This window comes from Pseudomonas sp. Y39-6, assembly GCF_023651955.1.
Classification (GTDB): Bacteria; Pseudomonadota; Gammaproteobacteria; order Pseudomonadales; family Pseudomonadaceae; genus Aquipseudomonas; species Aquipseudomonas veronii.
The window spans coordinates 1,252,754-1,276,959 of sequence record NZ_CP069594.1 but is presented as its reverse complement, the minus strand read 5'-3'; the positions used below and the strand labels follow the sequence as shown (position 1 = coordinate 1,276,959).

The following is a 24,206-nucleotide window of genomic DNA, read 5'->3' as shown; positions in this document are numbered from 1 at the left end:
GCTTACCCCTCAAAATTTAACCTCATCAACTCCCTTCTTGCCTTATCCCGAATCGCGCGCCGAGCATAACCTTTTAATGAGTCAGGACTACTCCATCCTCCCATGTAAACTACGTGATCTATTTCCGTAGAATTGTTCTCTAGCAAACTTGCAGCTTCGTAAAGCCTATTGAACACAGCGTGGCGTACGAGATGCCAATGAAAAGCTTTGACACACTCATTGCTAATCATGCAAGCGACTTTATTTGCCGCTGAACAGGATAGTGGATTACCCAGCGAGGCGTTACCGTGAGAGATCAACAGGAATTCGTGGTCTAGATAAGCTGTAAACCCTCCTTTTATTTTTCTTTTAACTCTATATGTATCTACATACTCCTCAATGGCTCTAATCATCCCCTCATCACCAGGACTAAAATAAAGCCGCCTACCAAAAGTTTTAACAAGTGGATTATTGGGAGCTCGCGGATCAGAATAATCTGCCCCTCTATCCTCTATGCGGATAATTTCCAAAAAAGGATATAAACCAGTCAGATCAATATCCACTAGGCGTAATGCTAACAACTCGCCTAGCCTTAATCCAAACCTTCTAACTAAGCGCCACATGATGTAGTTTCTTAGATTCAAGCCGCGAGTCACGTTCGCACTTGAAAGCTGCCCTACTAAAAACCCCTCTATTTTTTTCAATTCATCGTCCGTCAGGTCATGCGCGATTAGCTCTTTTCTGCCGCTCACCATTACACTAGACCAAACTTTCTTATGGCTTTCAATTAAACGAATATAGCTAACATTGACGTCAATACCGGTAGCAAACAAAGGTGTATAGTTCTCAACAAACCAAATTGAGAAAGTGCTGCAGCTTTGTAAGATCTTACAAACATATTTGTTTATCTGGGTCCCATCAACCGGCGGCGATATAATCTTCTCAAGCCAATTGGCAAATTTTCTTACACATCTAAAATCTAGTCCTTTCCCCTCAAGCAGCATGCGCTCGATATCGAGCCCAGTTATGTTTCCCCATGTGAATAAAAAGGCAACGTGGTAGAGCACTGTACGAATACTCGCCTTATAGCGACGATTACCCATTGAATACGCTACTTCGTACAGACTAGCGCTAAGACAAGGTACAAACGTTTCTACTGCCACCAACTGGTACCTAGCTACGTGTTGATGTGAAAACTTAAGAACCTTGTACTCTAACCCTACAGTCCTAACTGATTTAGTTCTTCTAGTTAGTCCAGGCATGAGACATCTCCTTCAGCATCAGTTGCAGAAGTTGTCTTCGAATGAATTTTATCAGCCTGCGACCAAAGCGACTTTAATAAGCCATCCCCAATCGAGTAGTTTGATCTTAACTTAAGACAGCTAGTTGACTTATAATCAACTAGCACGGACAGCAATTGATAACCGGTGAGAATTTCAAACAAAAAACGTATAAATATATTTTTGCCGCCCATATATCCGCACCTTGACATTAGTTTATGTCTTAAAGGTACAGATGCTGGGCCGCGGATAACTCCGTCGTCTGCCAACTATCTAACAACCTACGGTGCTACATTGGCACATTTTTAACGTAAACCAGTTGACTGGACTAATCAAGACCTTACGTCGCAGGTCTGACGGGACGCGGGGCTGCGGAGCTCTCATCCCCCCGCTATCTAGGCACTTTGAGGTCAGATAAATCATGGATAAAGCCGAAGCTGACCGTCATGACAAGATGCTTGAACTCGCTGAGTTGCTCGCAGAAGTGTTGCAAAAAGCCGTGCCGTCGTTGAGCGAGCAGCAGGTTGAAGAGGCCGGGATCTACATGGCGAAAAACCGCGATGTCTTTGCCAAGGCGTTCAAGAGCCAACCGGACGCGCTGTCCGAGTTGCTGAACCCGCCGGCGGAATAAAGTCCGAATTGAACAGGCCCTGAATCGATGATTCAGGGCCTTTTTAATGCGTGGGCTAGCGGTAAAGCAGGCGCTCGGCCAGTTCATCGGCGACCCGTGCAGGGGAGCGTTTTTCGGCCTGGGCGTGGGCGAAGATTTCGGTCAGGCGCGTGCCGATGTTCGACAGGTGCGCGGTGATGGTCGGCAGTTCGGCGCCGCTGTGTTTGAGGGCGACGTAGATCAGGCCACCGGAGTTGATCACATAGTCCGGGGCGTAGAGGATGCCGCGCCCTTCCAACTGGTCGGCGACTTGCAGGTTGGTCAGTTGCGCACTGGCGGAACCGGCCACGGCGGCGCAACGCAGTTGGCCGACGCTGTTGCGATTGAACACGGCGCCGAGGCCGCAGGGCGCGAGGATGTCGCAGGGGGTGCTGAGCAAGGCGTCATTGGCGATCGGGTGTGCGCCGAGTTGCTCCATGGCCAGTTGCACTTTGCCTTGGTCGATGTCGCTGACCAGCAGTTCGGCGCCGGCGGCATGCAGTTGTTCGGCGAGGGCGTAACCGACGTTGCCCAGGCCCTGGATCGCCACGCGCAAGCCTTCGAGATTGTCGCTGCCCAGGCGCGCCATCGCGGTGGTGCGGATGCCGGCGAATACGCCCATGGCGGCATGGGGCGCGGGGTCGCCGGCGGCGGTGGTGCTGGTGACGAAGCGGGTTTGCTGGGCAATGCAATCCATGTCGGCCACCGAGGTGCCGCTGTCGATGGCGGTGATATAGCGGCCATCAAGTTGCTCGACACATCGCCCGAAGGCTTCAAACAGGGCTGCGCGGCTTTCCACATGGGCGGGGCGCAGGATCACGGCGCAACCACCGCCTACCGGCAAACCCGCCAGGGCGGCCTTGTAGCTCATGCCTTGGGCCAGGCGTGCGGCGTCGGCCACCGCGCTTTCGTCGTCGGGATATGCGAGGTAACGGCAACCACCCAGGGCAGGCCCCAGGCGGCTGTTGTGGATGGCTATGATCGCCTTCAACCCGGTCGTCGGGTCGATGCTTAGGTGCAGCGATTCAAGGCGGGTGCTGTGCATGAGAGCAAACATCGTCAAGCTCCCGAATCACTTCTGGTGTCGCCAAGTATAGGCCTGCGGCAGAAAACTGCCGAAGTGCGCGGGAATAAGCCACCCGGTTTTGCGGGGCCTGCGACATAAGCAAGTAGGATATCTCTCAAGCTACTGGACGAAAATTCTCAGCAAGGCTAAAACGGGAGCATCCGCCGGAGAATGCAATGAACCCCCGTCACGCCTTTTTCGCCTGCCTGGAACGTTCGCCCCCTGCGCTGTTTGAAGCTGCGCTGTGGATTGCGGCCGAGCATGACCCAACGGTGCAACCGCTGTTGATCCTGCAGGAGCTCAACGTGCTGCAACAGCAGGTCAGCCTGGGCATGCCCCTGTTGCCGGCGGATGAGCTCGGCCAGCCGTTGCTGCGACGCCTGAATGACCTCGGGTTCGCCCAGGATGACTTCACCCCGCTGCGCCCCGCCGCCGCGCTGCTGGACAAGGTGTTGCAGCGCAAGCGCGGACAACCCCTGGCCATGGGGCTGATCGCGATGGAACTGGCGCAACGCCTGAATATCCCGATGGTCGGCGTCAACTTCCCCGGCCACTTCCTGCTGCGGGTACCCGGCGCCGATCACCTGCTCGACCCTTGCGGCGGCCGACGCCTGTACCCCAACGATTGCCGCGAACTGTTGCAACGCCAATACGGCCCTGACCTCAAGCTGCAGGCCGACCACCTGCGCACCGCCAGCCCACGCTCGATCCTGCAACGACTGTCGCGCAACCTGCGCCAGTTGTACCTCTCCAATGACGACCCGCTGGCCGCCCTGGTCGACGCCGAGCGCGTGCTGGAACTGGGCCATGCCAGCGCCGCCGATTACCTGGCGCGGGCCAGCCTGTATCAACGCCTGGACTGCCCAAGCGCCGAGCGTTTCGACCTGGAGCACGCGCTGCTGCTCAGCGAAGACCCGATCCAGCGCCTGCGCCTGACCCAGCGGCTGGGCCACTTGCCGCCCAACTCAGTGATTCACTGAACACAACGAGCGCGTTTAGGGTGTATCAGGCTGGTTGGCAGGGTGCGCCTGGATAAACGCCGGATGCTGCGCCGCCAAAGCCGCCACCCGCCCGATACGCGGATACCCCGCCAACGCCACCTTGAAGCGCTCGGCGGCATACAGCTGCGGAATCAGAAACGCATCCGCCAGCCCCGGCTGCTCGCCAAAGCAAAACCCGTGATCGCCAATCAACTGCTCGACCGCGTCCAAGCCCTGGCTGATCCAATGACCGATCCAGGCCAGCACCTGGGTTTCATCGCGGCCCCACTGGCGCAGCAGGTTCTGGGTGCTGGAGTTGTGCAGCGGGTGAATGTCGCAGGCGATGATCGACGCCACCGCGCGCGCATGGGCGCGGGCTGCCAGGTCCTGGGACAGCAGCGGCACCTGTGGATAACATTCCTCCAGGTATTCGACGATCGCCGACGACTGGATCAACAGTTCGCCGTCATCGGTGCGCAGCGCCGGGACGCGACCTTGTGGGTTGATCGCCAGGTACTCCGGCTGGCGATGGGCGCCGCCCGCCGGCGCCACTAGGTTGACCGGCACGGCGGTGAAATCCAGGCCCTTGAGCGCCAGCGCGATCCGTACCCGGTACGAGGCAGTGGACCGATAGTAAGTGTAAAGCTCCATCGCCCTGCCCCTCAGCGCGCCGCGACCACCGTGCCACGGCATTCGCCGAAGCCGATGGAGGCAAAACCGTCACGGCTGCAACGGCCGCGCAGGATGATTTCATCACCGTCTTCGAGGAATTTACGCACCTCGCCCGACGCCAGTTCAATCGGCTTCTTGCCGCCCTCGGTGATCTCCAGCAGGCTGCCGAACTGCCCCGGCTGCGGCCCGGACAAGGTGCCCGAACCGAACAGATCGCCGGCCTGCAACTGGCAGCCATTGACGCTGTGATGCGCAACCATTTGCGCCACGGTCCAGTACATGTACTGGGTGTTGCTCAGGGTCAGGCGCTGGGCCGGCAGGTTCTGTTCACGCATCGACGCCGTGGTCAGCAGCACCTCCAGCTCGATATTGAACGCGCCCGCCGCCTGATCGCGTTGATCCAGCAGGTACGGCAGCGGCTGCGGATCGCCTGCGGGACGAGCCGGTTGTGCCTGGCGGAACGGCGCCAGCGCTTCGGCCGTCAGCACCCACGGCGAGATACTGGTGATAAAACTCTTCGACAGGAACGGCCCCAACGGCTGGTACTCCCAGGCCTGGATATCCCGCGCCGACCAGTCGTTGAGCAGGCAGAAACCGGCAATGTGCTCGGCCGCCTCGCCAATGGCAATCGAGTCGCCCATGGCATTGCCCTGGCCGATCCAGATGCCCAGCTCCAACTCGTAGTCCAGCCGCGCGCAGGGGCCGAAGCTCGGCTCGGTCTGGCCGGCCGGCAGGGTCTGGCCTTTGGGGCGGCGCACCTCGGTGCCGGACGGGCGAATGGTCGATGCACGGCCGTGATAACCGATCGGCACGTACTTGTAGTTGGGCAGCAGCGGGTTGTCGGGGCGGAACAGTTTGCCGACGTTCTGCGCGTGTTCGATGCCAACGTAGAAATCGGTGTAGTCATTGATCTTGGCGGGCAGGTGCATCTGGCAATCGGCGGCGCGGTGCAGCACTTCGGCCCCGCGTGCTTGCAGCGGGCTGCCCTCCCCGAGCAATGCCAACAGGCGCTCGCGCATGGCCACGCGCGGGCCACGGCCCAGCTCGAAGAACGCGTTCAACTGCCCGCCGGCAGTGGCATCGACGGCGCGCAGCGCTTCACCGTCAAACGCATCGCGGGCGGCCAGCAGGTCGAGAATGCAGTCGCCGATCGCCACGCCACTGCGCGGCGCCGCGCCGTTGATGCTGAACACCCCCAGCGGCAGGTTTTGCAGGGGAAAATCACGATGACCGTTGGCGCTGGTGACCCAACTGCGGGCGAGCGTTGATTGCGTCATGGGTTATCTCCGGTTCGGGTCGAAGGTGACGGGCAGCGAGGCCCAGCACGCATCATAAGCAGATTGTAGTTGCGGGCAGTCCAGGGCGAAGCGCGTCGGGCGCAGCACTTGGCTGGTCTCGAACATGAACGCCATGGTGTCATCGATCTTGTGCGGGGCCAGCTCGACATTGATCGCCTTGGTGCAGGTCTCGCCATCCGGGCCGTGGGCGCTCATGCAGCTGTGCAACGACGCGCCACCGGGCAGGAAGCCTTCGGCCTTGGCGTCGTAGGCCCCCTGGATCAGGCCCATGTATTCGTTCATCAGGTTGCGGTGGAACCACGGCGGCCGGAAGGTGTTCTCGGCCACCATCCAGCGCGGCGGGAAGATCACGAAATCGAGGTTGGCCAGGCCATGCACGCTGGTGGGCGAGGTCAATACGGTGAAGATCGACGGGTCGGGATGATCGAAACTCACCGTGCCGATCGTATTGAACCGACGCAGGTCGTATTTGTACGGCACGTTGTTGCCATGCCAGGCCACGACGTCGAGGGGCGAATGGTCGAGTTCGCAGGCCCACAGTTCGCCGAGGAATTTCTGCACCAGGGTCGTCGGCTGCTGGCGGTCTTCGTAGTGGGCAACCGGGGTCAGAAAATCACGCGGGTTGGCCAGGCCGTTGCTGCCGATCGGGCCGAGGTCCGGCAGGCGCAGCGGGGCGCCGTGGTTTTCGGCGACATAACCGCGCGCCTGCGCATCCAGCAGTTCGACGCGGAATTTCAGGCCGCGTGGCAGCACGACAATTTCCAACGGCTCGACCTCCAGCACCCCGAGTTCGCTGGCGATACGCAAGCGACCCTGCTCGGGCACGATCAACAGCTCGCCATCGGCGTTGAAGAACACGCGCTGCATCGAACGGTTGGCGCCGTAATGGTAAATACTGATGCCCGACGGTTGCTCCGCCCCGGCATTGGCCGCCATGCCGACCAGGCCATCGATGAAGTCGGTCGGCTCGCTCGGTATCGCCAACGGGTCCCAACGCAGCCGATTCGGCGTCACCGCGCCCAGCGGCCCACCAGCCAGTTGTCGCTCCAGTTTGACGAACGCCGGATGATGGGCCGACGGCTGGATGCGATACAACCAGGTACGGCGCGCTTCACTGCGCACCATGGTGAAGGCCGTGCCGGAGAAGAGTTCGGTGTACAGGCCGTAAGGCGCTTTTTGCGGGGAGTTCTGGCCGACCGGCAGCGCGCCGGGCAGGGCTTCGCTGGCGAATTCATTGCCGAAGCCCGAGAGGTATTCGAGGTTCATGGATCATCCTCTGACGGAAGTTGTTTTTATCGTAATCCAGTTACGCATAACGTAATTTGATCGCTGTCGACCGTCAAGCTATAAAGACGCCCACTCATCTCTCGGATTCCCGTTGCCCCATGGAAAAGCCCCGCGACACCGGTAAACAGAAAGTCCGCTCGGCCGAAGTGGGCACCGACATCCTCAAGGCCCTGGCCGAACTGTCGCCCTCCACCTCGCTGTCGCGCCTGGCCGAGCATGTGCAGATGCCGGCGAGCAAGGTTCACCGCTATCTCCAGGCCCTGATCGCGTCGGGCTTCGCCGAGCAGAACAGCGCCACCAACCATTACGGCCTGGGTCGCGAAGCGTTGCGCGTGGGCCTCGCCGCACTGGGCAGCATGGACGTGCTCAAAGTCGGCGCCCTGCCCCTGGCCGAGCTGCGCGACGAGTTGAATGAAACCTGCTTCCTGGCGGTGTGGGGCAACCAGGGTGCGACCGTGGTGCAGATCGAACCGGCGGTGCGCGCGGTCACCGTGGTGACGCAGTTGGGTTCGGTGTTGCCGCTGCTCAGTTCATCCACCGGACTGGTGTTCAGCGCCTTTTTGCCAGCGCGGGAAACCATCGAATTGCGCGAGCGCGAGATCCGGGCGGGCATCGCCCACGCCCTGGCGGACGACCAGGCCTACGCCAGCGCCTGCGAACAGATCCGCGCGCGTGGCTTGCACTTTGTGCATGGCCTGCTGATGCCGGGTGTGGATGCGTTGTCGGCGCCGGTGTTCAACGCGGTCGGCCAGGTGGCGGCGGTGATGACCGTGGTCGGCCCCACCTCGCTGTTCCATGCCGATGAAGACGGCCCGGCGGCGCAGCGCCTGCTGGCGGCGACCCGGGCGGTGAGTTGGCGGATGGGCTACCAGCCCTGAGTCAGTCGCGCCATTGCGTCAGGGCGACCGCCAGGCGGTTCTCCAGAGCGCGGACCGGTGCGGCGTCGCTCAGGTAGTTGTTGCTGATCATCGAAAACACCAGGCGCCGCCCGTGGGCGTCGGTGAGGTAACCGCTCAATGACGACACGCCGCCCATGGAGCCGGTCTTGGCATGCAGGTTGTCTTGCGCCGGCGTGCCGCGCAGGCGATAACGCAGGCTGCCGCCGCTCATGCGCGCGGGGTTGCCGGCAATCGGCAAGGCGTTGTACCACGCGTCGAACCAGGGTTGCCTGGACGTCGCCAGCAGCAGGTCGGTGAGCGTCTGCGCCGACACCAGATTGCGCCGCGACAACCCCGAACCGTCCACCTGATTCAGGCTCGCCGGGTCCAACCCCTGGCGCCGCATGAAGGCCGCCACCGCCGCCACGCCCGCCTGCGCGGTTCCGGCGTTCGTGGTCTGGCGGCCCATGGCCTTGAGCAAGGCTTCGGACATGTTGTTGTTCGAAAGTTTGAGCAGCGGCGTGATCAGTTCCTGCAACGGGGCCGATTGATGCTCCGCCAGCAGCCGCGCCGTCGCCGGACTGCTGCCCCCGATCACTCGCCGGCCCAGCACCTGGATGCCCTGCTGCGCCAATGCCTGTTCAAACAGATTGGCCACCAGTTGCGTCGGTTCCCACACACTCACCCATTGCCGACTGTGCTTACCCGGCGCCAGCGCGCCCGTGAGTTGCAGCAGGTTGGTGCCGTGCTGGCGCGTGATCCCATAGCTGTTGCCGGGGCCGCTCACCGCGCGGTTGCTCAGTTGCACGTAATCGGTGGCCGGGCTGATCGCCACACTGACCGGCTGGCCGGGGCTCATGGGCGCGGTGGCGGTGACCATCAAGGTGCCCGCATCAAAATCAGAATTGGGTGACACGGTCAGCGCCGAAATCTGCGCGCCGTAGTAGGTGCTTTCATCGTCCTGAGCCCAATCCACGCCGAGGCGCTGCGCATCGAACCAGCTGTCGTCGAACACCAGGTCGCCCTGCACCTGACGCACGCCTTGGCTCGCCAGTTGCGCGGCGAGTGCCTGGTAATCGGCGAACTGCGTGGTCGGGTCGCCCAGGCCGCGCAGGTACAGGTTGCCGTTCAGGCGCTCGCCTTGCTGCGCGCCGTTGCTCAGCAGTTGGGTGGAAAACCGATACTGCGGGCCCAGCACGTCCATCGCCGCCGCGGTGGTCAGCAGCTTGAGGTTGGAGGCCGGCACCAGCCGCGTGCGCGGGTTGTGTTGATAGAGCGTGTTGCCGCTGCGGGCGTCGCGCACCACGAGTGAAACCGTGGCGCCATTGAGGGCCGGGTCGGCCAACAGGCGGTCCAGGGTTGAAGGGCCGGCGGTCGGCGCAACGCTGGCGCAGCCCCCCAATAAAACGCTCAAGCCGACCAGCATCGCGCTGGTGTGTAACCCTCGTGCAAACCGCATCAGTACCGTTTTCCGCAAAGCCGTCAGTGGCGGCAACGCTAACAGCTCATGCCGTTTGTGGCGAGAGAGCGTGCTCGCGCTGGGGGGCGAAGCGCCCCTGACAGGCTCGACCACCGCCCTCGCCGCCGGCTCAAAACTCCAGCGTGCTGGACACCGACACCTGCCGCGCATCCCCCATCGACACAAACACCCGGCTGGCCGCCGAGGTGTAGTAGGTGCGATCGAACAGGTTCTTCACGTTGAGCTGGAACTTGACCTTCTGCCCGTCGATTTTGGTGTTGTAGGAGGCGAACACATCGGCCACGGTATAACCCGGCAGATTGAAGCTGTTATTCGCATCGCCTTCGCGCTGGCCGACGTAACGCGCGCCAGCACCGACGCGCAGATCATCCCCGCCGATCAGGCTGCCGACGTCGTACACCGCCGACAACGAACCGGTGTGCTTGGCCACGTTCTGCAGGCGCTTGCCTTGCAGCGCCGGGTCTTTGGTGACTTCGGCATCGGTATAGGCATAGCTGCCGATCAGGCTCCAGCGCTCGCTGAGCTGGCCGCTGGCGTCCAGCTCCAGGCCACGGGAGCGCACTTCGCCGGCCACGCTGTAGACCGTGTCGACACCGGAGCCGACGGACACCAGCACGTTGCGCTTGGTGATATCGAACAGCGCCGCGCTGGCGGTGATGCGCCCCGGTATGTCGAGCTTGGTCCCCAGCTCCCAGGCCTTGGATTGCTCCGGCTGCAGGTCGCCCTGAAGCACGCTGCCATCGTTCAGCGCGGCAATGGTCGAGTTGGGTTTGAACGACTCGGTGTAGCTGCCGTAAAACGACAGTTCGTCGGTGTAGCGGTACACCAGGCCGGCACGCGGCACCCATTTCTGGCCATTGCCGTCGGTATTGGCCTTGAACGGCACGCCTTTGCCGGCGTATTGGTCGTACATCTGATAGCGCGCGCCGCCCACCAGAATCCACTGGTCGGTCAGGTGAATCGCATCCTGGAAGAACAGTGAGTCACTGCGCAGCAAGTCGGTCTGCGCGCTGTCCTTGGCGCTCACCGTGGTGCCTTGCACATCGTTGCCATACACCGGATTGACGTAGCTGAAGGCACTGCGCTGCGCCTGGCGGATCAGTTCGGCGCGATAGATCTTGCGGTACTCATCGTCGAGGCCGAACACCAGGTCATGCTGCATGCCGCCCAGCTTGACCTTGCCTTCCAGGCTGGCCGTGGCGAAGCGGTCGGTGGTCAGTGCGCCACGCGTACCGTCCATGCTGCGGGTCAAAGTGCCGTCGGCATTCACCGAGGCGACGCGCACCTGGCTGGCGTCATAGGTTTCGCGGTTCCAGCTGTAGCCGACGTGCGCCTTCCAATCGTCGTTCAGGTCGTGATCGGCCTCCAAGCGATACAGGTCGGAGCGGCCTTCCATGTTGTTGAACGGCTCATCCAGGCGCCGGGTGGCGGGGATGTCCAACGGGTGATTGGTCTTGGGGTCGATGGCGGTGCCCCGGTCGAACGGCGAGAGAAACTCGCGGTGTTCGTATGCGAACACCACCTGGGTGGTGTCGCCATACCAGGCCAGGGATGGCGCGATCAGGCTCTCGCGGTGAGTGCCGTAGTTGCGCCAGTAATCTTCGTCCTCATGGTCGACGATCAGGCGATACGCCAGCCCGCTGTCGCCGATGGGCCCCGTGGTGTCGAGGTTGCCGCCGCTGCCGTTCTTGCCGTTGCCGAAGGTGGAGCCACGGACAGTCAAGGAGGTGGACTGCAGCAACTGCGGCTTTTTGCTGACGATATTGACCACGCCGCCCGGGTCCTGGATGCCATACAGCAGCGACGACGGGCCCTTGAGCACTTCAACCCGTTCGGCCGTAGCGTTCAGCGCCCGGCCCTGCACCACGGGCATGCCGTCCTGCATGATCGAACCGTTACGGTTGTCGCCAAAGCCGCGCAGCATCACCGCATCCTGGGTGCTGCCGAGGGTGTTGGCCTGGGTGATGCCGCTGATATTGGCCAGGACGTCATCCAGGTTGCGCGGTTGTTGATCACGCAGCACTTGGGCGGGCACTACGTTGACGGTTTGCGGGGTCTCCAGCAGCAGGCCACGGGAACGCATGACCGAGCTGGTGGGTGGCGGCTGGTAGCTGGTGCTGTCGGCGGGTTCGGCGACCGCGCTGATAGTGGTGGCGCCCAGGTTCAGCGCGCCGTCGCTGGGCACCGGCTCCAGGGCCAGGGTGCGGGCGTCGATCTGGCGGAAGGTAAAACCGGAGCCGCCCAACAGGCGTTGCAGGGCCTGGGTCGCGCTCATCGGGCCGCTGACGGCCGGGGCATTGAGGCCGTAGGGGGCTTCGTCGGTGTAGATCACACTGAGCCCGGTGACCCGGCTGAAATCACTGAGCGCCTGGGGCAGCGGCTTGGCCGCCAGGGCAAAGTTGAACTGGGCACTTTGTTGTTCCTGCGCCTGCGCCACACTCAGGGGCAGCAGTGCCAGCCCCGATACCGTCAAGACCGAGGCTCCCAGCCACTGTTTAACCCAACCGCCCGCCGTCGATTTCATGCTTGTGAGCACCCGTGTAGAAAACGCTGTTAATGCGAATAGATCGCAGTTTCAAGCACTACACGGATGGGCGTCGGGTTTACCTCACCTCCGGTTGAAAATAATCCGGTTTTATTGCGCCTGAATGCAAAAACCCAGGCGCGGGAAGTGAACATGCACGGTGCCGCCGCGTTCGTCGGTACGGCGCAGGATCAGTTCTTCGCGGCCGGCAAACAACAACTCACCGAGCACCGGGTCGGTACCGTAGTCGGTGGCCGCAATGCTCACCTGCTGGCCGGCCGTGAAGCCATTCAAGTCCTCGAACACTTCAGCGGGCAACGCCGCCGGGGTGGCGTGACGCGCTACGTCAAGGGCTTGCTCGGTGCTCATCTCGGTGGCGGTGCCATGGCCAAAGCTCAGCACCCGGTCGAGCCAGGTGGCAACGGCGGGATGTGCGTCAACCAACGGCGCGGTCACCACCGAGCCTTTGAGGAACCACAGCGGATGGGCCAGGGCAAAGTCGGCAATCGAAGGCTCACCGAACAGAAAATCTCCCTCTTGGTGCTGCAATTGCTGGTCGATGCGGCTGATGATCGCCGGCCATTGATGCTTGGCCTGCTCCAGATGCAGACGGGCTGCGGTGCCGCCGCTGAACAGCTTGGCACGATCGGCCACCAGCACTTTGAGCATTTCGGGCGGCACTTTGGCGAACTTGGCCGCCAGGGATTCGGGCTGGAATACCAAGGCCACGGCATGGGCAAACACCACCGAATCGGCCCAGGCGGCGAACCCCTGGGCGACCAGTTCCAGGCCTTGGGGAAACAGCGCCGGCCCGGCTTTTTCCTGTTCCAGGCGGTGCGCGATCAGTGCTGTGTCACAGTAGATGTCGGCGCCGATCTGCAGCACCGGAGTCTTGCGATAGCCGCCGGTGAGGGCGATCAGGTCAGGCTTGGGCATCACCGGCGAGATCAGCACCGAGCGCCAGGACAAGCCCTTGAAGCCCAGGAGCAGGCGGGCTTTTTCCGCGAAAGGGGATTGCGGGTAGTGGTGCAGGATCAACTCAGACATGCCAGGCTCCGCTCAATTAAATGAGCATTCAGCTTAGCCTGCAAAATCACGCGTGGGTGAAATAGGCCCCCATCAATCAGGTCAATGAGCCACTCGCCGCCAGGCATTCCTTGGCGCTCTTCTTCAATTTCTTGATCAAGCGTTCCTGGCGCAGCGCCTCGCCCTTGCTTGCACACTGCTCGGTGTACACCAGCGCGACGGCGGGGCTGGAGAGGAAAAACCGCGCGCCCTTGCCGCTTTGATGGGAGGCAAACCGGCGCAGCGGGTCATTGCTGATGCCGCAATACAGCGAGCCGTTGGCGGCACGCACCAGGTACACGAACCAGGGCTTGGGTTCAGGAAGATCAGTCACGGGTCGATTCGGCCTGCCAGAAGAGCGCCAATCTTATCAACGACTGGCCTGAAATGCCCTCAGGCCTTTGAGCGCCTGGGCGCGCACGGCGTTTTTCAGCGCGGGCGACCAGCCCAGCAGCAGCCCCTTGAGGCCCAGGGCCTGGCGCGACCAGCGCCACAGGTCGAAGTGGTCGTGGTGTTCGCAGATCTTGCCGTCGCGAAACACGAAGCGTGCGCCGATGTCGTTGACCACCGTGTTGCCGGTCGCGCTGAACAGGTACGTCGCCACCCAATGGGCGCTGCCAGTACTGTCGTCACTGCGCACGTGGTCGAAGGTCAGGGAAAAGTCCTTGGCCCGCGTGGTGAGCATGCGCCACATATCCCCGGCATCGCGCCCGCGCAGCTCGCCGAACGCCGGGTCGCTGAACACCACGTCGTCGGTGTAGCAGGCGGCCATGGCTTCGGCATCCAGATGTTGGAAGGCCGTATAGAACTCGGTGATCAGGACGTTGTGGGCATCACTCATGGGCAACATTCGCACGATGGTCAGGGGTGCTGAACGATAATCCTCGTAACACGGGAAAGCCATGGTTATTCGTCACGAGAATAAGTGATGCCTGGCGGGGTTAAAGGTAGATAACGTCCAAAGTGGCGCTGCCGTCTATCTGGATTTCTTCCTCACCCGGCAGAGAGTCTTTGGGCGCGAGGACTGTACTCAACATCAGGTCTGTCTTAAGGGTCGTCACTGCCACGGGAATTATATTACCGTTACTCACGGTGCGCAGCCAACGTGGTTGCCACGTTGCGTTATCGGCAGCAAACCACGTCTCTTTATCGATGGACTCAATCACGACTCTCGGTTGTTCGTCGGCTGTCACATCGTTCATCTTAAGTTCGTACCTGCCGATCTTTTGCCCACCACTTGCCAAGCCCAAACCATACACGGTGAGCGGGTCATGTGACGGTGATTGAACAGCCGCAGTTCCGGCTCGATTGTCCAGACTCCTGACTGCCATCAAAGTCGGCGCGTCACAAGTAACCTCCAAGTTTATCGTCGCCGCTGGCAGTACCATCTCCCCCAGTCTAGGAAAATCGTTGATCGAGATCTTCCCATAATCCACCGTACCGGCATCAGATAAAGTTGGCGTACAGGCCGACGGAATGATAGTACCGACCACGCTGATATCCACACTGGATGCGGCCATTACATTAGAAACACCGGCCAGTAAAAACGCGGCGGCAACAAGTACACGGGACGGTTGCATAACAGGCTCACTTTCGGTCATTACTTGATGAGCCAGGCAAGCGCACAGACGCGCTTACTTTAACTCGCCAGCAAGACAAAACTATTAGAATGAAGTGTATGCCCCGACCAAACAATGCCAGGACAGCCATCACAAGTTAAGGGATAACTCATTCAAACTTAATACAAGTAATACGATACTCAGCCACTGCCTGACTCACTCTAGCACCGTCATGAAACTGCAATTTTCTACGGCACCATGCCCGCCGCACGCGCATAAGCGAACAAATCCACATCGGTGGAGATGCACAGCCGGGTCATCGCGGTGCTTTTCTGCTTGCTGATGGTCGAGATGCTGCGGTTGACCCGCGCCGCGATCTGGCTGACGGTCATGCCGCTGGCGAGCATCCGCACCACTTCGCGCTCTTTGCCGGACAACTGCGGCACGGCTTGCTGATTGCCCGTCCCGGCCTCCGCCAGTTGTGCGCGCAGACACTCGCTGACGAAGGTGCGCCCTTCACTGACGGCGGCAATCGCCAGGGGCAGTTCGCGGGCCGACGCGCTTTTGGCCAGGATCGCCCGCGCGCCCTGGGCAAACGATTCGCGCAACGTGGCGACGTTGGCAAACATGGTCACCAGAATCACCGGCAAGTCCGGGTGCCGGCGCCGCATCAGGCCGAGCAAGCCATAGCCGTCGGCTTGCTGGTTACCCGGCATGGCGAAGTCCGTCACCAGGATATCGCACGGGGTGCTGTCCACCAGCGCCAGCAACTGATCCGGGCCGTCGGCCTCGGCGACAACTTTGCACCGGCCATTGGCTTCTATCACCACTTTCTGCCCGATACGCACGATGGGATGATCGTCAGCAATAATTACGCGAAGCATGAGCACTACCATGATGGCAACTTGAATCCGCGCAAAATACTCCCGGATCGGATCGGCAACAACCGCCCCCAAACGCCGTAATGGCAGATAGCCCAGCAATCCCTGGGAGCAGAATTTTACCCCACAGAAAAAAAGGAAATTGCCCACTCTGAAGACCTACAGAAGCCATCGGTCTTAGCTGTCATCCTTTTCCTAATAGCGACAAATATTTCAGATACCCCATCAAGTCGCTGCGCAAGGCGAGCAAGCGCTGAAGGTGCATGGCCACGCCGTCGCGGTTGATCGCCTCGATCAACTGATGACCGCGCATTTCCAGCGGTGTGGCGCCGAAGAACGCCACGCTGCCGATCAAGCGGTGCAAATGCTCGACCGTGGCCTGCGCTTGCAGGCCGTCGGTGGCCTGGGCCAGTGCATGCAGATCGAGCTCGGCCTCATACACCAGGCTCGCCAGAATGCCGGGCAGCGCCTCGCTGCAGCCGAACAGTTGCCCCAGCCGGCCACGACTCGGCCAGCGCCCCTCCACCGCCGTGACCGGCTGCGCGGTCTCGCTGATACGCGGGCCGGGCAGCCAGTCGCCGAGGACTTGGCGCAGTTGTTGAAAGGTCACCGGTTTGGCCAGCCAGGCATCCATGCCCGCAGCCTGGCACTGCTGGATTTCGCGCGCGCCCAGCTTGCCGGTGAACGCGATGACCGGCACGCGCTCCGTGCCGTCGCGCAGTTCGCGGCGGCGCAGCTCGCGGGTCATGGCATAGCCATCCATCACCGGCATTTGGCAGTCGCTGAAAATCAGGTCGGCGCGGCTGACGTCCAGAATCGCCAGGGCAGCCTGGCCGTGCGCGCACACTGCAAATGCCAGCCCCAACCGCTCCAGCATCGCGCCCATCAGCAGGCAATACGCGGGATGATCGTCTACCAACAACACCTTGAGCTCACGCCAATGCCGGGTTGACGCCGGCTGTGCGGCCAGGTCATCCCCTGCTCGGTCGCCTGGGATAGGGCCTGATGACATGACTACCTCAAATTCAATAAGCGCACGGCGCGGGGATCGGCAACCTCAATGGCCGACAGAACATCCGCCGACATAGGTACCGGGTACGGCACGCAACACGCCTGGCTGTTCGAATGTGCTGTGAAGATGTATCGGCCGGAACGCTATTTGAATTAGGCCGCCTGCGCGATACAACAACTACGAAACCCTTATATTTCCTACACACAAAAAAACGAGTTCCGACAAGTCGATTGGGCGTGTGCGACATCCGCCCATTGTCGTATTTGTTGTATTTGCCCGACGCCCTCCCCCCGATAGATTGCCCGGCATCCCCAGAGCGGGACGCGACCGGCCACTCCAGGCGGTCGCCACCTAGTTACCGACGGGTCCCCCTTTGCCCCTCGGCAATCAGTTTTGCATCGGAAGCTCGATCACATGAAAAAGCCCTTAGCCGCATTCACCGCCGTCATCGCCCTTGTCGGCAGCGGTATGACCTTCGCCGCCAGTACCGTGGAATTGACCGTCAAAGGCGTGATTACCCCAAGCGCCTGTACACCGACGTTGTCCGCCAGTGGTGTGGTGGATCACGGTAAGGTCTCGGTAAAAGACCTCAACCTCGACAGCCCGACCAGCCTGCCCACCGCCAGGCTGCAACTCAATGTGGACTGCGAGGCCGCAACCCTGTTTGCGTTGCGCACCACCGACAACCGCGCCGGGTCGTCAATCTACGGCTTCGGCTACGGCCTGGGCCTGATCAACAACCTGCAGAAAATCGGCACGTTCTGGCTCTCCCTGAGAAATCCGGTGGCCGACAACGTCGCCGTCGAGCCCATCGAGTCATTGGATGGCGTGAGCTGGCAAGCCATTGACGATGTGGTTTGGCAAAACCCGTACATGGCGGCGTTTGGCGACAGGTCGAACGGTCAGGATCCCAAGCCGATCCCGATCAAGAACGTGATCAGCGAGCTGGTGATCGACACCCAGATCGCCGCCGCCAACAGCCTGGACTTGAGCAACGAAGTGCTGATCGACGGCTCCGCCACGATCGAGGTCAAGTACCTGTAACTCATCATCCACGCAGGGCATTGCCCAGAGAGGTTGTTCATTTCATGGATAAATATTTCCCCGCATTGTTGGCGAGTCTGCTGCTGGCGAACGTGCCCAGCGCTTTAGCCAGCAGCCAGGCCGAGCTGAGCGTGAGCGGCGTAATTACGCCCAAAGCCTGCACGCCGGGCTTGGCTGAAGGCGGCACCATCGACCACGGAAAGGTGACCGTGCGCGACCTCAACCAAGACCGAGACACGTTGCTGCCGCGCAACACCCTGCACCTGAACGTGCGGTGCGAAGGCTCGACGCTCTTCGCCATGACCACCATCGACAACCGCCACGGCACATCGGTGATCCCCAACCACCACGGCCTGGGCACGACCCCCAACGACGAGAAACTGGGCAGCGTTTCGCTGAGTTTGAGCAACCCCATGGCGGACACCATGGCCGTGCGAACCATCGTGTCGCTGGATGGCGGCACCACGTGGACCCCCGGTACGCAGTTGGGCCACCTCAACCTGCTCGCGATTGCCGCAATGGACAACCCTACTCAGCCAATGGCCGTGACGATCTTCGAAGCAGACATTGTGCTCTACACCCGAATTGCCCGTGCCGATGGCCTGACCCTCACCGACGAAGTCCTCGTCGACGGGCACGCGACCCTTGAGATGAAGTACCTGTAACAGCGTAACCCCCTGTCCCCCTGGACCCCCTGTATTCCTATCCATCCCTGGAGCTTCACCCGTCATGAAAAAGCTACTGCGTACCAGCGTTACCGGCGTACTGATCGGCTGCGCTTTCCCGGTGCTCGCCGCCTCCACCGTTGACCTGACCGTCAAGGGCCTGATTGTGCCCTCGGCGTGCATGCCGAGCCTGTCGGCCGAGACCATCGACGTCGGCCGAGTCTCGGTCAAGGACCTTAACCTGGACACCCGGACCCAACTCACCCCGGTCACCCTGCAAATGGGCATCGACTGCGAAGCCTCGACCCTGTTTGCCCTGACGGCCACCGACAACCGCACCGACTCGGCAAACAGCATCATCGAATATGGCATCGGTAAGACCAGTGCCGGTCAGCGTATTGGCGGCTACCTCATGTTCCTCGACCAGGGCGTCGCCGATAACACGCCCGTCGGGATGATCCGGTCGTCGGACAACGGCACCACCTGGAACTCTATGCGGCCAGACATGGGCTGGCAAACCAATCAATTGATCTCGATCCAAGAGATCGGCGCGGCGCGGGTGCCTGTGCCGGCCCAGAACACGCAGGTGGCGCTCTCGGTCAAGCCATTCATCCTGCCGGCCCAGGGCCTGACGATTACCGAAGACACGGTGATCGACGGTTCGGTCACGGTCGAAGTCCTCTACCTGTAACGCCACCGCCTTGCCCGATGCCCGTACCACCCGTTCAACACCAGGTAACTCAAGCCATGAACCTGCTTACTCGCTTGCCGGCCCTCACCCTTCTGTTGGCGGCGGCGCCCTTGGCCTTCGCGCTCTCGAGCGTGGAGTTGGACGTCAACGGGCGAATCACCCCCAGCGCGTGCAGCGTATCGCTGTCGGACAACGGCCTTGTCGACCACGACAAGATCCTGGCGACGACGTTGCATCCGAGTGAGTTCACCGTGCTGCCGAACCAGCAGATGGGCTTGAGCATCAGTTGCGAAGGCCTGGTGTTGTTCGCCCTGGTGGGCATCGACAACAAGCGTGAGTCATCGCTGGCGCCGGATTATTTTTATGGGCTGGGCATGAACCCCCATGCCCCCGACGAACGCCTCGGGTCGGTCAGCCTGTCGTTGCGCGGCCCGGTAGGCGATTCGCAGCCGATGCAAACCCTGACCTCATCCGACCAGGGGGCTAGCTGGAAACCCGAACCTAACATGTACCCGCGTCTGTTGATGGGCTTTGCCCGGGCCGGCGATACGCTGCCCGCGCCGATCCGGCAATTGGTGGCGTCCCTGCGGGTCGACACCTCGATCAGCCCGGCCAACACCTTGACGCTCCACGAAGAGGTGCCCCTCGATGGCTCGATCACGCTGGACCTGCGTTACCTCTGACACCGTGCCGTCGGCGCCCCGGTCACCCACCGCGCGCATGTCGGCCCATTTGAAGCGCCCTGTATAGAAGAGCCCTGTTATGAACTCGTTTTTTTCCGTTTGGCGCTGGCTGCCGCGTCTCTGCTACGTGGCACTGGCCGTACTCGGTGCAACCGTCGCGCGTGCCGACGGCATGGTCCCGGACACCTCGGTGGTGATCGTCAACGAGGCCGATGGCGAGGCCACGGTCTCGGTCACCAACACCGACACCAAAATGGCCTTGCTGCACGTCACCCTCGAAAACATCCCCGAGGACAGCGACACGCTGCTGTTCGTGACTCCACCCCTGACCCGCGTCGAGGCGTCCAAGAGCCAGTTGGTGCGCTTCATCCTGCAAACCCAGGCGCCGCTGCAAACCCAGCGCCTCAAACGGGTGATTTTCGAGGGCATGCCCGCCCAGCGCGACCCGGCCCAGCTCGGGCGCGCGCAAGTGGGCGTGACCGTGCGGCAGAACCTGCCGGTGATCATTCATCCCAAGGGGCTGGCGCCGAATCGCACGCCGTGGCTGGGCCTGCAATGGACCTTGAAAGCCGACCAGCTCAGCGTCCACAACCCGTCCCCGTATGTGGTGCGCCTGGCCCAGGAGCTGCAACTGCTGCCCGGCAATGCTTCGGCGATGCTGCCGCGCACCTATGTGCTGCCCGGTGAAACGCTGACCGTCACCGCCAGCGGCGCCGGCGCCGGCGCCACCAGCGTGCGCCTGCAACCGGCCACGGTGTATGGCTTTGCGGTCGCGCCCCACGACGCGCCCATAAGCCTGTGATGCAACGGCGCCCAGGGACACGACGGCGCCACTATCACGAAGTGGCCACCCACTGAAGGCCACCGGGAAGACCTGACGCGATAGGGAATCACGCCGGGTACTTCCATCATCCGAGTGCATTTGTGTGAACACAGTCATCCATTACCGTGACGGCAAAGCCGTGCCCGGCGTTTCACCGCGCCTGGCATTACTGGTGCTGACGCTCAGTCAGGGGTTGCTGACGAACCTGGCATGGGCAGAGCAGTCGTCGACAGGTTCGTTTGATCCACAGACCCTGCTCCAGCGCGGCATCGATCCCGAACTCGCCAGCCTGCTGATGCAGACCCCGCGTTTTACCCAGGGGCGCCATGCGCTCAACCTGACGGTCAACGGCCAGCGGCGCGGGCGCGTCGATGTCAGCGTGGATCAGCACGGCGCCACATGCTTCGACCCGCCGCTGCTGGACGCCGCGCAGTTGGTGACACCGTCTTCGGGCCCGGCAGAAGAAAGCAGTTGTTATGCCTTTCTCGAGCAATACCCACAGACCGTGGTCGAGCACGACCCAGCCAACCTGAGCCTGAACCTGGTGGTGCCCACCCAGGCGCTGCGCCCGCTCACCCAGGACATTTCCGGCTATCAGACCGGCGGTTTCGCGGCGCTGCTCAACTACGACGTGACCGGCCTGTACAACCATTACCGCAACGATTCCAGCCGCTTTGGCTCGGCCAATACCGAGGTCGGCTTCAATGCCGGCGACTGGATCGTGCGCAGCCGCCAGGTACAGACCTGGCAGGACAGCCGCTCAAGCACCACCCATCTGGACGCCTACGCCCAGCGCACCTTCGCCAGCCACCAGGCGGTGTTGCAGGCCGGGCAGATCAACCTCTACAACCCGGTGCTCGCGGGTGCGCCAATCACCGGCGTGCAGGTGCTCACCGAACAGGCCCTGCAGGATCAGAACCAGGGCGCGACCATCAACGGCATCGCCAACGGCCCGGCGCAGGTGGAAGTGCGCCAGAACGGCGCGTTGATTCACTCCACAGTGGTGCCCGCCGGCCCGTTCAGCTTGAGCAATGTACCGCGCCTCAACGGGCGCTCCGACGTCGAAGTCACCGTCAAGGAAAGCACCGGCGAGGAACGGCGCTTTACCGTGCCCGCCGCCATGCTCGGCCTGGGGCTGCCCGCGCCCGGCTACTCGGTGGCGGCCGGGCGGGTGCGCAATATCGGCGACGGCCCGGGCGCCGAACCCTGGGTGCTGAGCGCCGGCTGGAGCGCCGCGCCGCATCCGCAGCTCAGCTTCGGCAGCGGGCTGTTGGCGGCCGCGGATTATCGCTCGGCGGGCCTGAGCCTGGGCCTGTTGCCGCTGCCGGACAGTCAGGTGCAAGTGGCCGTGGTCGCCTCCGAAGCCTCGCGGCGCACCCAGGAACGCGGGGTGCAGACTGACCTGTCGTGGTCGCACAAACTCAGTGAGCGCTGGGCCTTCACGGCAGCCAATTCCTGGCGCACCCAGGGCTACCGCGACCTCACCGAATCGACCTACATCGCCGACACCCGCGAGCAGCAACGCGCGCGTTACCGCGACCAGCAGAGCGCCACCAGCTCGTGGTCGCACCCATGGCTGGGCGCCTTCAGCGCGGGGGTTTCCCGTTCGTCCTCGTTCCAGGGCGACAGCAGCAGCCGCGCCCTCGCCTCCTGGGGTACGCAGGTCGCCGGTATGTCGATTTCCACCACCGCCGAATGGCACATGGGCGGGCGTCGTTACAACGACGACAGCCTGTACCTGACGGTCAGCCTGCCCCTCGGCGAAAGCCGTCGTGGCCGCGCCTGGGTGCGCAATTCCGGCGGCGAGCACCGCACCGGGATGGGGCTCAACGAGCAGATCAACGACCACTTGGCGTATCGCGTCGGCGTCGAACATGACACCCGCGACCGCGAAGTCGAATCGTCCCTGGGCGTGTCGGCCCTGCCGTTCTACAGCCAGTTGGACTTCAACTACACGCGCGCTGACGCCGAACGCTCCAGCTACCAGGGCGGCGCACGCGGCGGGATGGTGCTGCACGCCGACGGGTTGACGTTCTCGCCCTACCCGGTGCGCGACACCTTTGCCGTGCTGGCGGTGGGCGACATGCCCGGGATCAAGGTCAACACCCCCAGCGGCCCGGTGTGGACCGACTGGCAAGGCCAGGCCGTGGCGCCTCAGCTCAGCGCTTATGGGCGCAGCCCGCTGGAAGTCCACACCCGTTCGCTGCCGCGCAATGCCGACATCCACAACGGGCTTGCGGTGGTATCGGCAGGCCGCGGCGCGGTGGACCGCATCGAGTTCGGCGTGTCGCTCACCCGGCGTGCGCTGTTGACCCTGGACACCCCGATGCCACGCGGCTCGACCGTGACCACGGAGGACGGCGAGTTCATCACCCTGGTCCAGGAAGGCAACCAAGTGTTCTTGCCCGACGTGCTCGACACCCGCCCGCTATGGATCAAGGCCCCTGACCAGCCGCGCTGCCACTTGCGCTTTGAACTGCCGGCCAAGGCCGACCCCCACGTGTATTTCGAAACCGCACCGGCCCGCTGCCAGCGACCTTGAGGACCCCAATATGAAGCTTCAACACAGCCTGGCAGCCCTGCTGCTGTTCGCCGGCACGGCCCTGGCCGAGGACGACTGCCGCCTGGACCTGAGCGAATCGCGCCTGGATTTTGGCCTGATGAACCGCGCCGTCGCGTCAGCACCGGCAGCGGAACACCTGCTCGGCGAACGGCGCCTGTCCTTGACCTTGAACTGCCCGCAACCGGCTGACATGAGCCTGTTCTACCGCGCCCTGGCTGCCGGCACCGAGCGCTTGCGCTTGGGCGACGGCGGCAGTTACCGCGTGCAAGTGCATGACGCGGTGCTCGATGGCCACGCGGTGCAACTCGGCTTGCTCGCCGGCCCAGGCCAGGCGCCCGCGCAAATCGGCACGAGCCTGGCCTGGCGCGCCGACCACGGCATCGTCCCGCTGCACGACGGCCAGCCCGCCACCGGGCGCAGTTTTGCCGCGCAACTGCAGGTGAGTGCGTGGGCGCGGGACGAAGCGATCCGCGTGCGCGATGCCGAAACCTGGGAAGCCTCGGCGCAGGTGGACGCGCTCACCTCCGGGCGTTCACGGGAATTGCAGCTGCAAGCGCGCTTCGCACCGACGGCCTGCACGCCCACCCTGGCCAACAACGGCACGGTGGACTTCGACAAGTTGTCGGTCAGCGACTTGCACCGCGACAAAGACACCGCCCTGCCCGCCCGCGCGCTGAGCCTCACGGTCAGCTGTGACGGCCCGACTCCGTTTGCCCTGGTCATGCACGACAACCGCGCCGGCTCAGCCACCGGCGGCATCGATGAAACCGCCTACGGCCTGGGCCTGGATGCACGCGGGCAGAAAGTCGGCCGTTATTACCTGCTGGTCGACCCCGCCCAGGCCAGCGCCGACAACCTGCCCCAGCTGTATCGCACCGACTCGACCACAGGCGGCGCCGCCTGGAGCAGCGCCAGCGCCAGCGCGATCCCCTTGGGCGCGCGCAGCCTCCTCGGGTTTACCGCCACGGCCGGCAGCACCGAAGGCCCGAATGCCCTGCAAAACCTCAGCGCATTACTCAGCCTGAAAGCCTTCATCGCGCCGCTCGACAGCCTGGACCTGCGCAGCGAAGTGCGGCTCGACGGTTCGGCGACCCTGGAAATCACCTACTTCTAAGCCCCTCGGAGCC

Annotated in this window: 23 protein-coding genes; 10 read left to right on the top strand and 13 right to left on the bottom strand. The window is 62.5% G+C overall.

The features are described 5' to 3' along the window. Window positions 1–2 precede the first annotated feature (2 nt). Entirely contained in the window at window positions 3–1,241 is a 1,239-nt protein-coding gene (locus JN756_RS05790; RefSeq protein ID WP_069553525.1) for a site-specific integrase, read from the bottom strand. Window positions 1,242–1,680: 439 nt separating this feature from the next. On the opposite strand from JN756_RS05790, the gene JN756_RS05785 reads away from it, so the two are divergent. Next, window positions 1,681–1,890, top strand: coding sequence for a YebG family protein (locus JN756_RS05785; protein ID WP_017734297.1), 210 nt, complete (start codon window positions 1,681–1,683; stop codon window positions 1,888–1,890). A gap of 55 nt (window positions 1,891–1,945) precedes the next feature. Here JN756_RS05785 and JN756_RS05780 read toward each other — a convergent pair whose 3' ends face one another. Further along, window positions 1,946–2,965 carry a Leu/Phe/Val dehydrogenase gene (locus tag JN756_RS05780; protein ID WP_017848678.1) on the bottom strand — a complete coding sequence of 340 codons (1,020 nt, stop codon included), beginning with the start codon at window positions 2,963–2,965 and terminating at the stop codon, window positions 1,946–1,948. A gap of 185 nt (window positions 2,966–3,150) precedes the next feature. Here JN756_RS05780 and JN756_RS05775 point away from each other — a divergent pair, with 185 nt between their 5' ends. Beyond that, a complete protein-coding gene (locus JN756_RS05775; protein WP_046488617.1) occupies window positions 3,151–3,954 on the top strand; it encodes a SirB1 family protein in 804 nt (267 codons plus the stop codon). A 15-nt stretch (window positions 3,955–3,969) separates the two neighbouring features. On the opposite strand, the gene maiA is transcribed toward JN756_RS05775, so the two are convergent. Genes maiA through hmgA form a run of 3 tightly spaced genes read right to left on the bottom strand, consistent with a single transcriptional unit; the run spans window position 3,970 to window position 7,190 of the window. Then, a complete protein-coding gene (maiA, locus tag JN756_RS05770) occupies window positions 3,970–4,605 on the bottom strand; it encodes a maleylacetoacetate isomerase (protein WP_201021917.1) in 636 nt (211 codons plus the stop codon). Between the two features lie 11 nt (window positions 4,606–4,616). Continuing rightward, window positions 4,617–5,903: a fumarylacetoacetase gene (gene fahA / locus JN756_RS05765; protein ID WP_201021916.1), complete on the bottom strand. Its 1,287-nt coding sequence runs from the start codon at window positions 5,901–5,903 to the stop codon at window positions 4,617–4,619. A 3-nt stretch (window positions 5,904–5,906) separates the two neighbouring features. After that, window positions 5,907–7,190, bottom strand: coding sequence for a homogentisate 1,2-dioxygenase (gene hmgA, locus JN756_RS05760; RefSeq protein WP_017848674.1), 1,284 nt, complete (start codon window positions 7,188–7,190; stop codon window positions 5,907–5,909). A 119-nt stretch (window positions 7,191–7,309) separates the two neighbouring features. Between hmgA and JN756_RS05755 the strand changes: the two genes are divergently transcribed. After that, entirely contained in the window at window positions 7,310–8,089 is a 780-nt protein-coding gene (locus tag JN756_RS05755; RefSeq protein WP_134939528.1) for an IclR family transcriptional regulator, read from the top strand. A 1-nt stretch (window position 8,090) separates the two neighbouring features. On the opposite strand, the gene dacB is transcribed toward JN756_RS05755, so the two are convergent. The 8 genes from dacB to JN756_RS05715 form a co-directional block, all read right to left on the bottom strand. Further along, the gene (dacB, locus tag JN756_RS05750; RefSeq protein WP_057004349.1) at window positions 8,091–9,548 is read right to left on the bottom strand and encodes a D-alanyl-D-alanine carboxypeptidase/D-alanyl-D-alanine endopeptidase; all 1,458 of its coding nucleotides are present in this window, start codon (window positions 9,546–9,548) and stop codon (window positions 8,091–8,093) included. A gap of 130 nt (window positions 9,549–9,678) precedes the next feature. Beyond that, window positions 9,679–12,093 (bottom strand): TonB-dependent siderophore receptor, encoded by a 2,415-nt coding sequence (locus JN756_RS05745; protein ID WP_201021915.1) that lies wholly within the window; start codon window positions 12,091–12,093, stop codon window positions 9,679–9,681. Window positions 12,094–12,204: 111 nt separating this feature from the next. Beyond that, a complete protein-coding gene (locus JN756_RS05740) occupies window positions 12,205–13,140 on the bottom strand; it encodes a glutathione S-transferase family protein (protein WP_017848670.1) in 936 nt (311 codons plus the stop codon). Window positions 13,141–13,216: 76 nt separating this feature from the next. Further along, window positions 13,217–13,492: a GIY-YIG nuclease family protein gene (locus JN756_RS05735; protein WP_026140234.1), complete on the bottom strand. Its 276-nt coding sequence runs from the start codon at window positions 13,490–13,492 to the stop codon at window positions 13,217–13,219. Between the two features lie 36 nt (window positions 13,493–13,528). Further along, on the bottom strand, window positions 13,529–13,999 hold the full coding sequence (locus JN756_RS05730; RefSeq protein ID WP_046385353.1) for a nuclear transport factor 2 family protein: 471 nt from the start codon (window positions 13,997–13,999) through the stop codon (window positions 13,529–13,531). Window positions 14,000–14,099: 100 nt separating this feature from the next. Beyond that, on the bottom strand, window positions 14,100–14,738 hold the full coding sequence (locus JN756_RS05725) for a DUF1120 domain-containing protein (protein ID WP_046384610.1): 639 nt from the start codon (window positions 14,736–14,738) through the stop codon (window positions 14,100–14,102). A gap of 227 nt (window positions 14,739–14,965) precedes the next feature. Further along, window positions 14,966–15,601, bottom strand: coding sequence for a response regulator (locus JN756_RS05720; RefSeq protein WP_026140231.1), 636 nt, complete (start codon window positions 15,599–15,601; stop codon window positions 14,966–14,968). A 181-nt stretch (window positions 15,602–15,782) separates the two neighbouring features. Further along, window positions 15,783–16,610 (bottom strand): response regulator, encoded by an 828-nt coding sequence (locus JN756_RS05715; RefSeq protein WP_186351966.1) that lies wholly within the window; start codon window positions 16,608–16,610, stop codon window positions 15,783–15,785. 414 nt (window positions 16,611–17,024) lie between these two features. Here JN756_RS05715 and JN756_RS05710 point away from each other — a divergent pair, with 414 nt between their 5' ends. From JN756_RS05710 to JN756_RS05680, 7 genes are all read left to right on the top strand, one after another. Then, window positions 17,025–17,654 (top strand): DUF1120 domain-containing protein, encoded by a 630-nt coding sequence (locus JN756_RS05710; protein ID WP_017848664.1) that lies wholly within the window; start codon window positions 17,025–17,027, stop codon window positions 17,652–17,654. 44 nt (window positions 17,655–17,698) lie between these two features. Then, complete coding sequence (locus JN756_RS05705) at window positions 17,699–18,319, top strand: DUF1120 domain-containing protein (protein ID WP_046384611.1); 621 nt, start codon at window positions 17,699–17,701, stop codon at window positions 18,317–18,319. Window positions 18,320–18,383: 64 nt separating this feature from the next. Further along, window positions 18,384–19,010 (top strand): DUF1120 domain-containing protein, encoded by a 627-nt coding sequence (locus JN756_RS05700; protein WP_046384612.1) that lies wholly within the window; start codon window positions 18,384–18,386, stop codon window positions 19,008–19,010. A gap of 56 nt (window positions 19,011–19,066) precedes the next feature. Continuing rightward, window positions 19,067–19,693, top strand: coding sequence for a DUF1120 domain-containing protein (locus tag JN756_RS05695; protein ID WP_017848661.1), 627 nt, complete (start codon window positions 19,067–19,069; stop codon window positions 19,691–19,693). A gap of 79 nt (window positions 19,694–19,772) precedes the next feature. Further along, window positions 19,773–20,495, top strand: a complete 723-nt coding sequence (locus JN756_RS05690) for a fimbria/pilus chaperone family protein (protein ID WP_201021914.1) — start codon at window positions 19,773–19,775, stop codon at window positions 20,493–20,495. Window positions 20,496–20,619: 124 nt separating this feature from the next. Then, the gene (locus JN756_RS05685; protein ID WP_046384614.1) at window positions 20,620–23,058 is read left to right on the top strand and encodes a fimbria/pilus outer membrane usher protein; all 2,439 of its coding nucleotides are present in this window, start codon (window positions 20,620–20,622) and stop codon (window positions 23,056–23,058) included. A 10-nt stretch (window positions 23,059–23,068) separates the two neighbouring features. Then, on the top strand, window positions 23,069–24,193 hold the full coding sequence (locus tag JN756_RS05680) for a DUF1120 domain-containing protein (protein ID WP_126587579.1): 1,125 nt from the start codon (window positions 23,069–23,071) through the stop codon (window positions 24,191–24,193). Window positions 24,194–24,206 lie beyond the last annotated feature (13 nt).

Bases quoted from the DNA above. Each gene is read 5' to 3' on its own strand.
- JN756_RS05790 (WP_069553525.1), bottom strand. From the start codon at position 1,241: ATGCCTGGACTAACTAGAAGAACTAAATCAGTTAGGACTGTAGGGTTA.
- JN756_RS05785 (WP_017734297.1), top strand. From the start codon at position 1,681: ATGGATAAAGCCGAAGCTGACCGTCATGACAAGATGCTTGAACTCGCT.
- JN756_RS05780 (WP_017848678.1), bottom strand. From the start codon at position 2,965: ATGTTTGCTCTCATGCACAGCACCCGCCTTGAATCGCTGCACCTAAGC.
- JN756_RS05775 (WP_046488617.1), top strand. From the start codon at position 3,151: ATGAACCCCCGTCACGCCTTTTTCGCCTGCCTGGAACGTTCGCCCCCT.
- maiA (WP_201021917.1), bottom strand. From the start codon at position 4,605: ATGGAGCTTTACACTTACTATCGGTCCACTGCCTCGTACCGGGTACGG.
- fahA (WP_201021916.1), bottom strand. From the start codon at position 5,903: ATGACGCAATCAACGCTCGCCCGCAGTTGGGTCACCAGCGCCAACGGT.
- hmgA (WP_017848674.1), bottom strand. From the start codon at position 7,190: ATGAACCTCGAATACCTCTCGGGCTTCGGCAATGAATTCGCCAGCGAA.
- JN756_RS05755 (WP_134939528.1), top strand. From the start codon at position 7,310: ATGGAAAAGCCCCGCGACACCGGTAAACAGAAAGTCCGCTCGGCCGAA.
- dacB (WP_057004349.1), bottom strand. From the start codon at position 9,548: ATGCGGTTTGCACGAGGGTTACACACCAGCGCGATGCTGGTCGGCTTG.
- JN756_RS05745 (WP_201021915.1), bottom strand. From the start codon at position 12,093: ATGAAATCGACGGCGGGCGGTTGGGTTAAACAGTGGCTGGGAGCCTCG.
- JN756_RS05740 (WP_017848670.1), bottom strand. From the start codon at position 13,140: ATGTCTGAGTTGATCCTGCACCACTACCCGCAATCCCCTTTCGCGGAA.
- JN756_RS05730 (WP_046385353.1), bottom strand. From the start codon at position 13,999: ATGAGTGATGCCCACAACGTCCTGATCACCGAGTTCTATACGGCCTTC.
- JN756_RS05725 (WP_046384610.1), bottom strand. From the start codon at position 14,738: ATGCAACCGTCCCGTGTACTTGTTGCCGCCGCGTTTTTACTGGCCGGT.
- JN756_RS05720 (WP_026140231.1), bottom strand. From the start codon at position 15,601: ATGCTTCGCGTAATTATTGCTGACGATCATCCCATCGTGCGTATCGGG.
- JN756_RS05715 (WP_186351966.1), bottom strand. From the start codon at position 16,610: ATGTCATCAGGCCCTATCCCAGGCGACCGAGCAGGGGATGACCTGGCC.
- JN756_RS05710 (WP_017848664.1), top strand. From the start codon at position 17,025: ATGAAAAAGCCCTTAGCCGCATTCACCGCCGTCATCGCCCTTGTCGGC.
- JN756_RS05705 (WP_046384611.1), top strand. From the start codon at position 17,699: ATGGATAAATATTTCCCCGCATTGTTGGCGAGTCTGCTGCTGGCGAAC.
- JN756_RS05700 (WP_046384612.1), top strand. From the start codon at position 18,384: ATGAAAAAGCTACTGCGTACCAGCGTTACCGGCGTACTGATCGGCTGC.
- JN756_RS05695 (WP_017848661.1), top strand. From the start codon at position 19,067: ATGAACCTGCTTACTCGCTTGCCGGCCCTCACCCTTCTGTTGGCGGCG.
- JN756_RS05690 (WP_201021914.1), top strand. From the start codon at position 19,773: ATGAACTCGTTTTTTTCCGTTTGGCGCTGGCTGCCGCGTCTCTGCTAC.
- JN756_RS05680 (WP_126587579.1), top strand. From the start codon at position 23,069: ATGAAGCTTCAACACAGCCTGGCAGCCCTGCTGCTGTTCGCCGGCACG.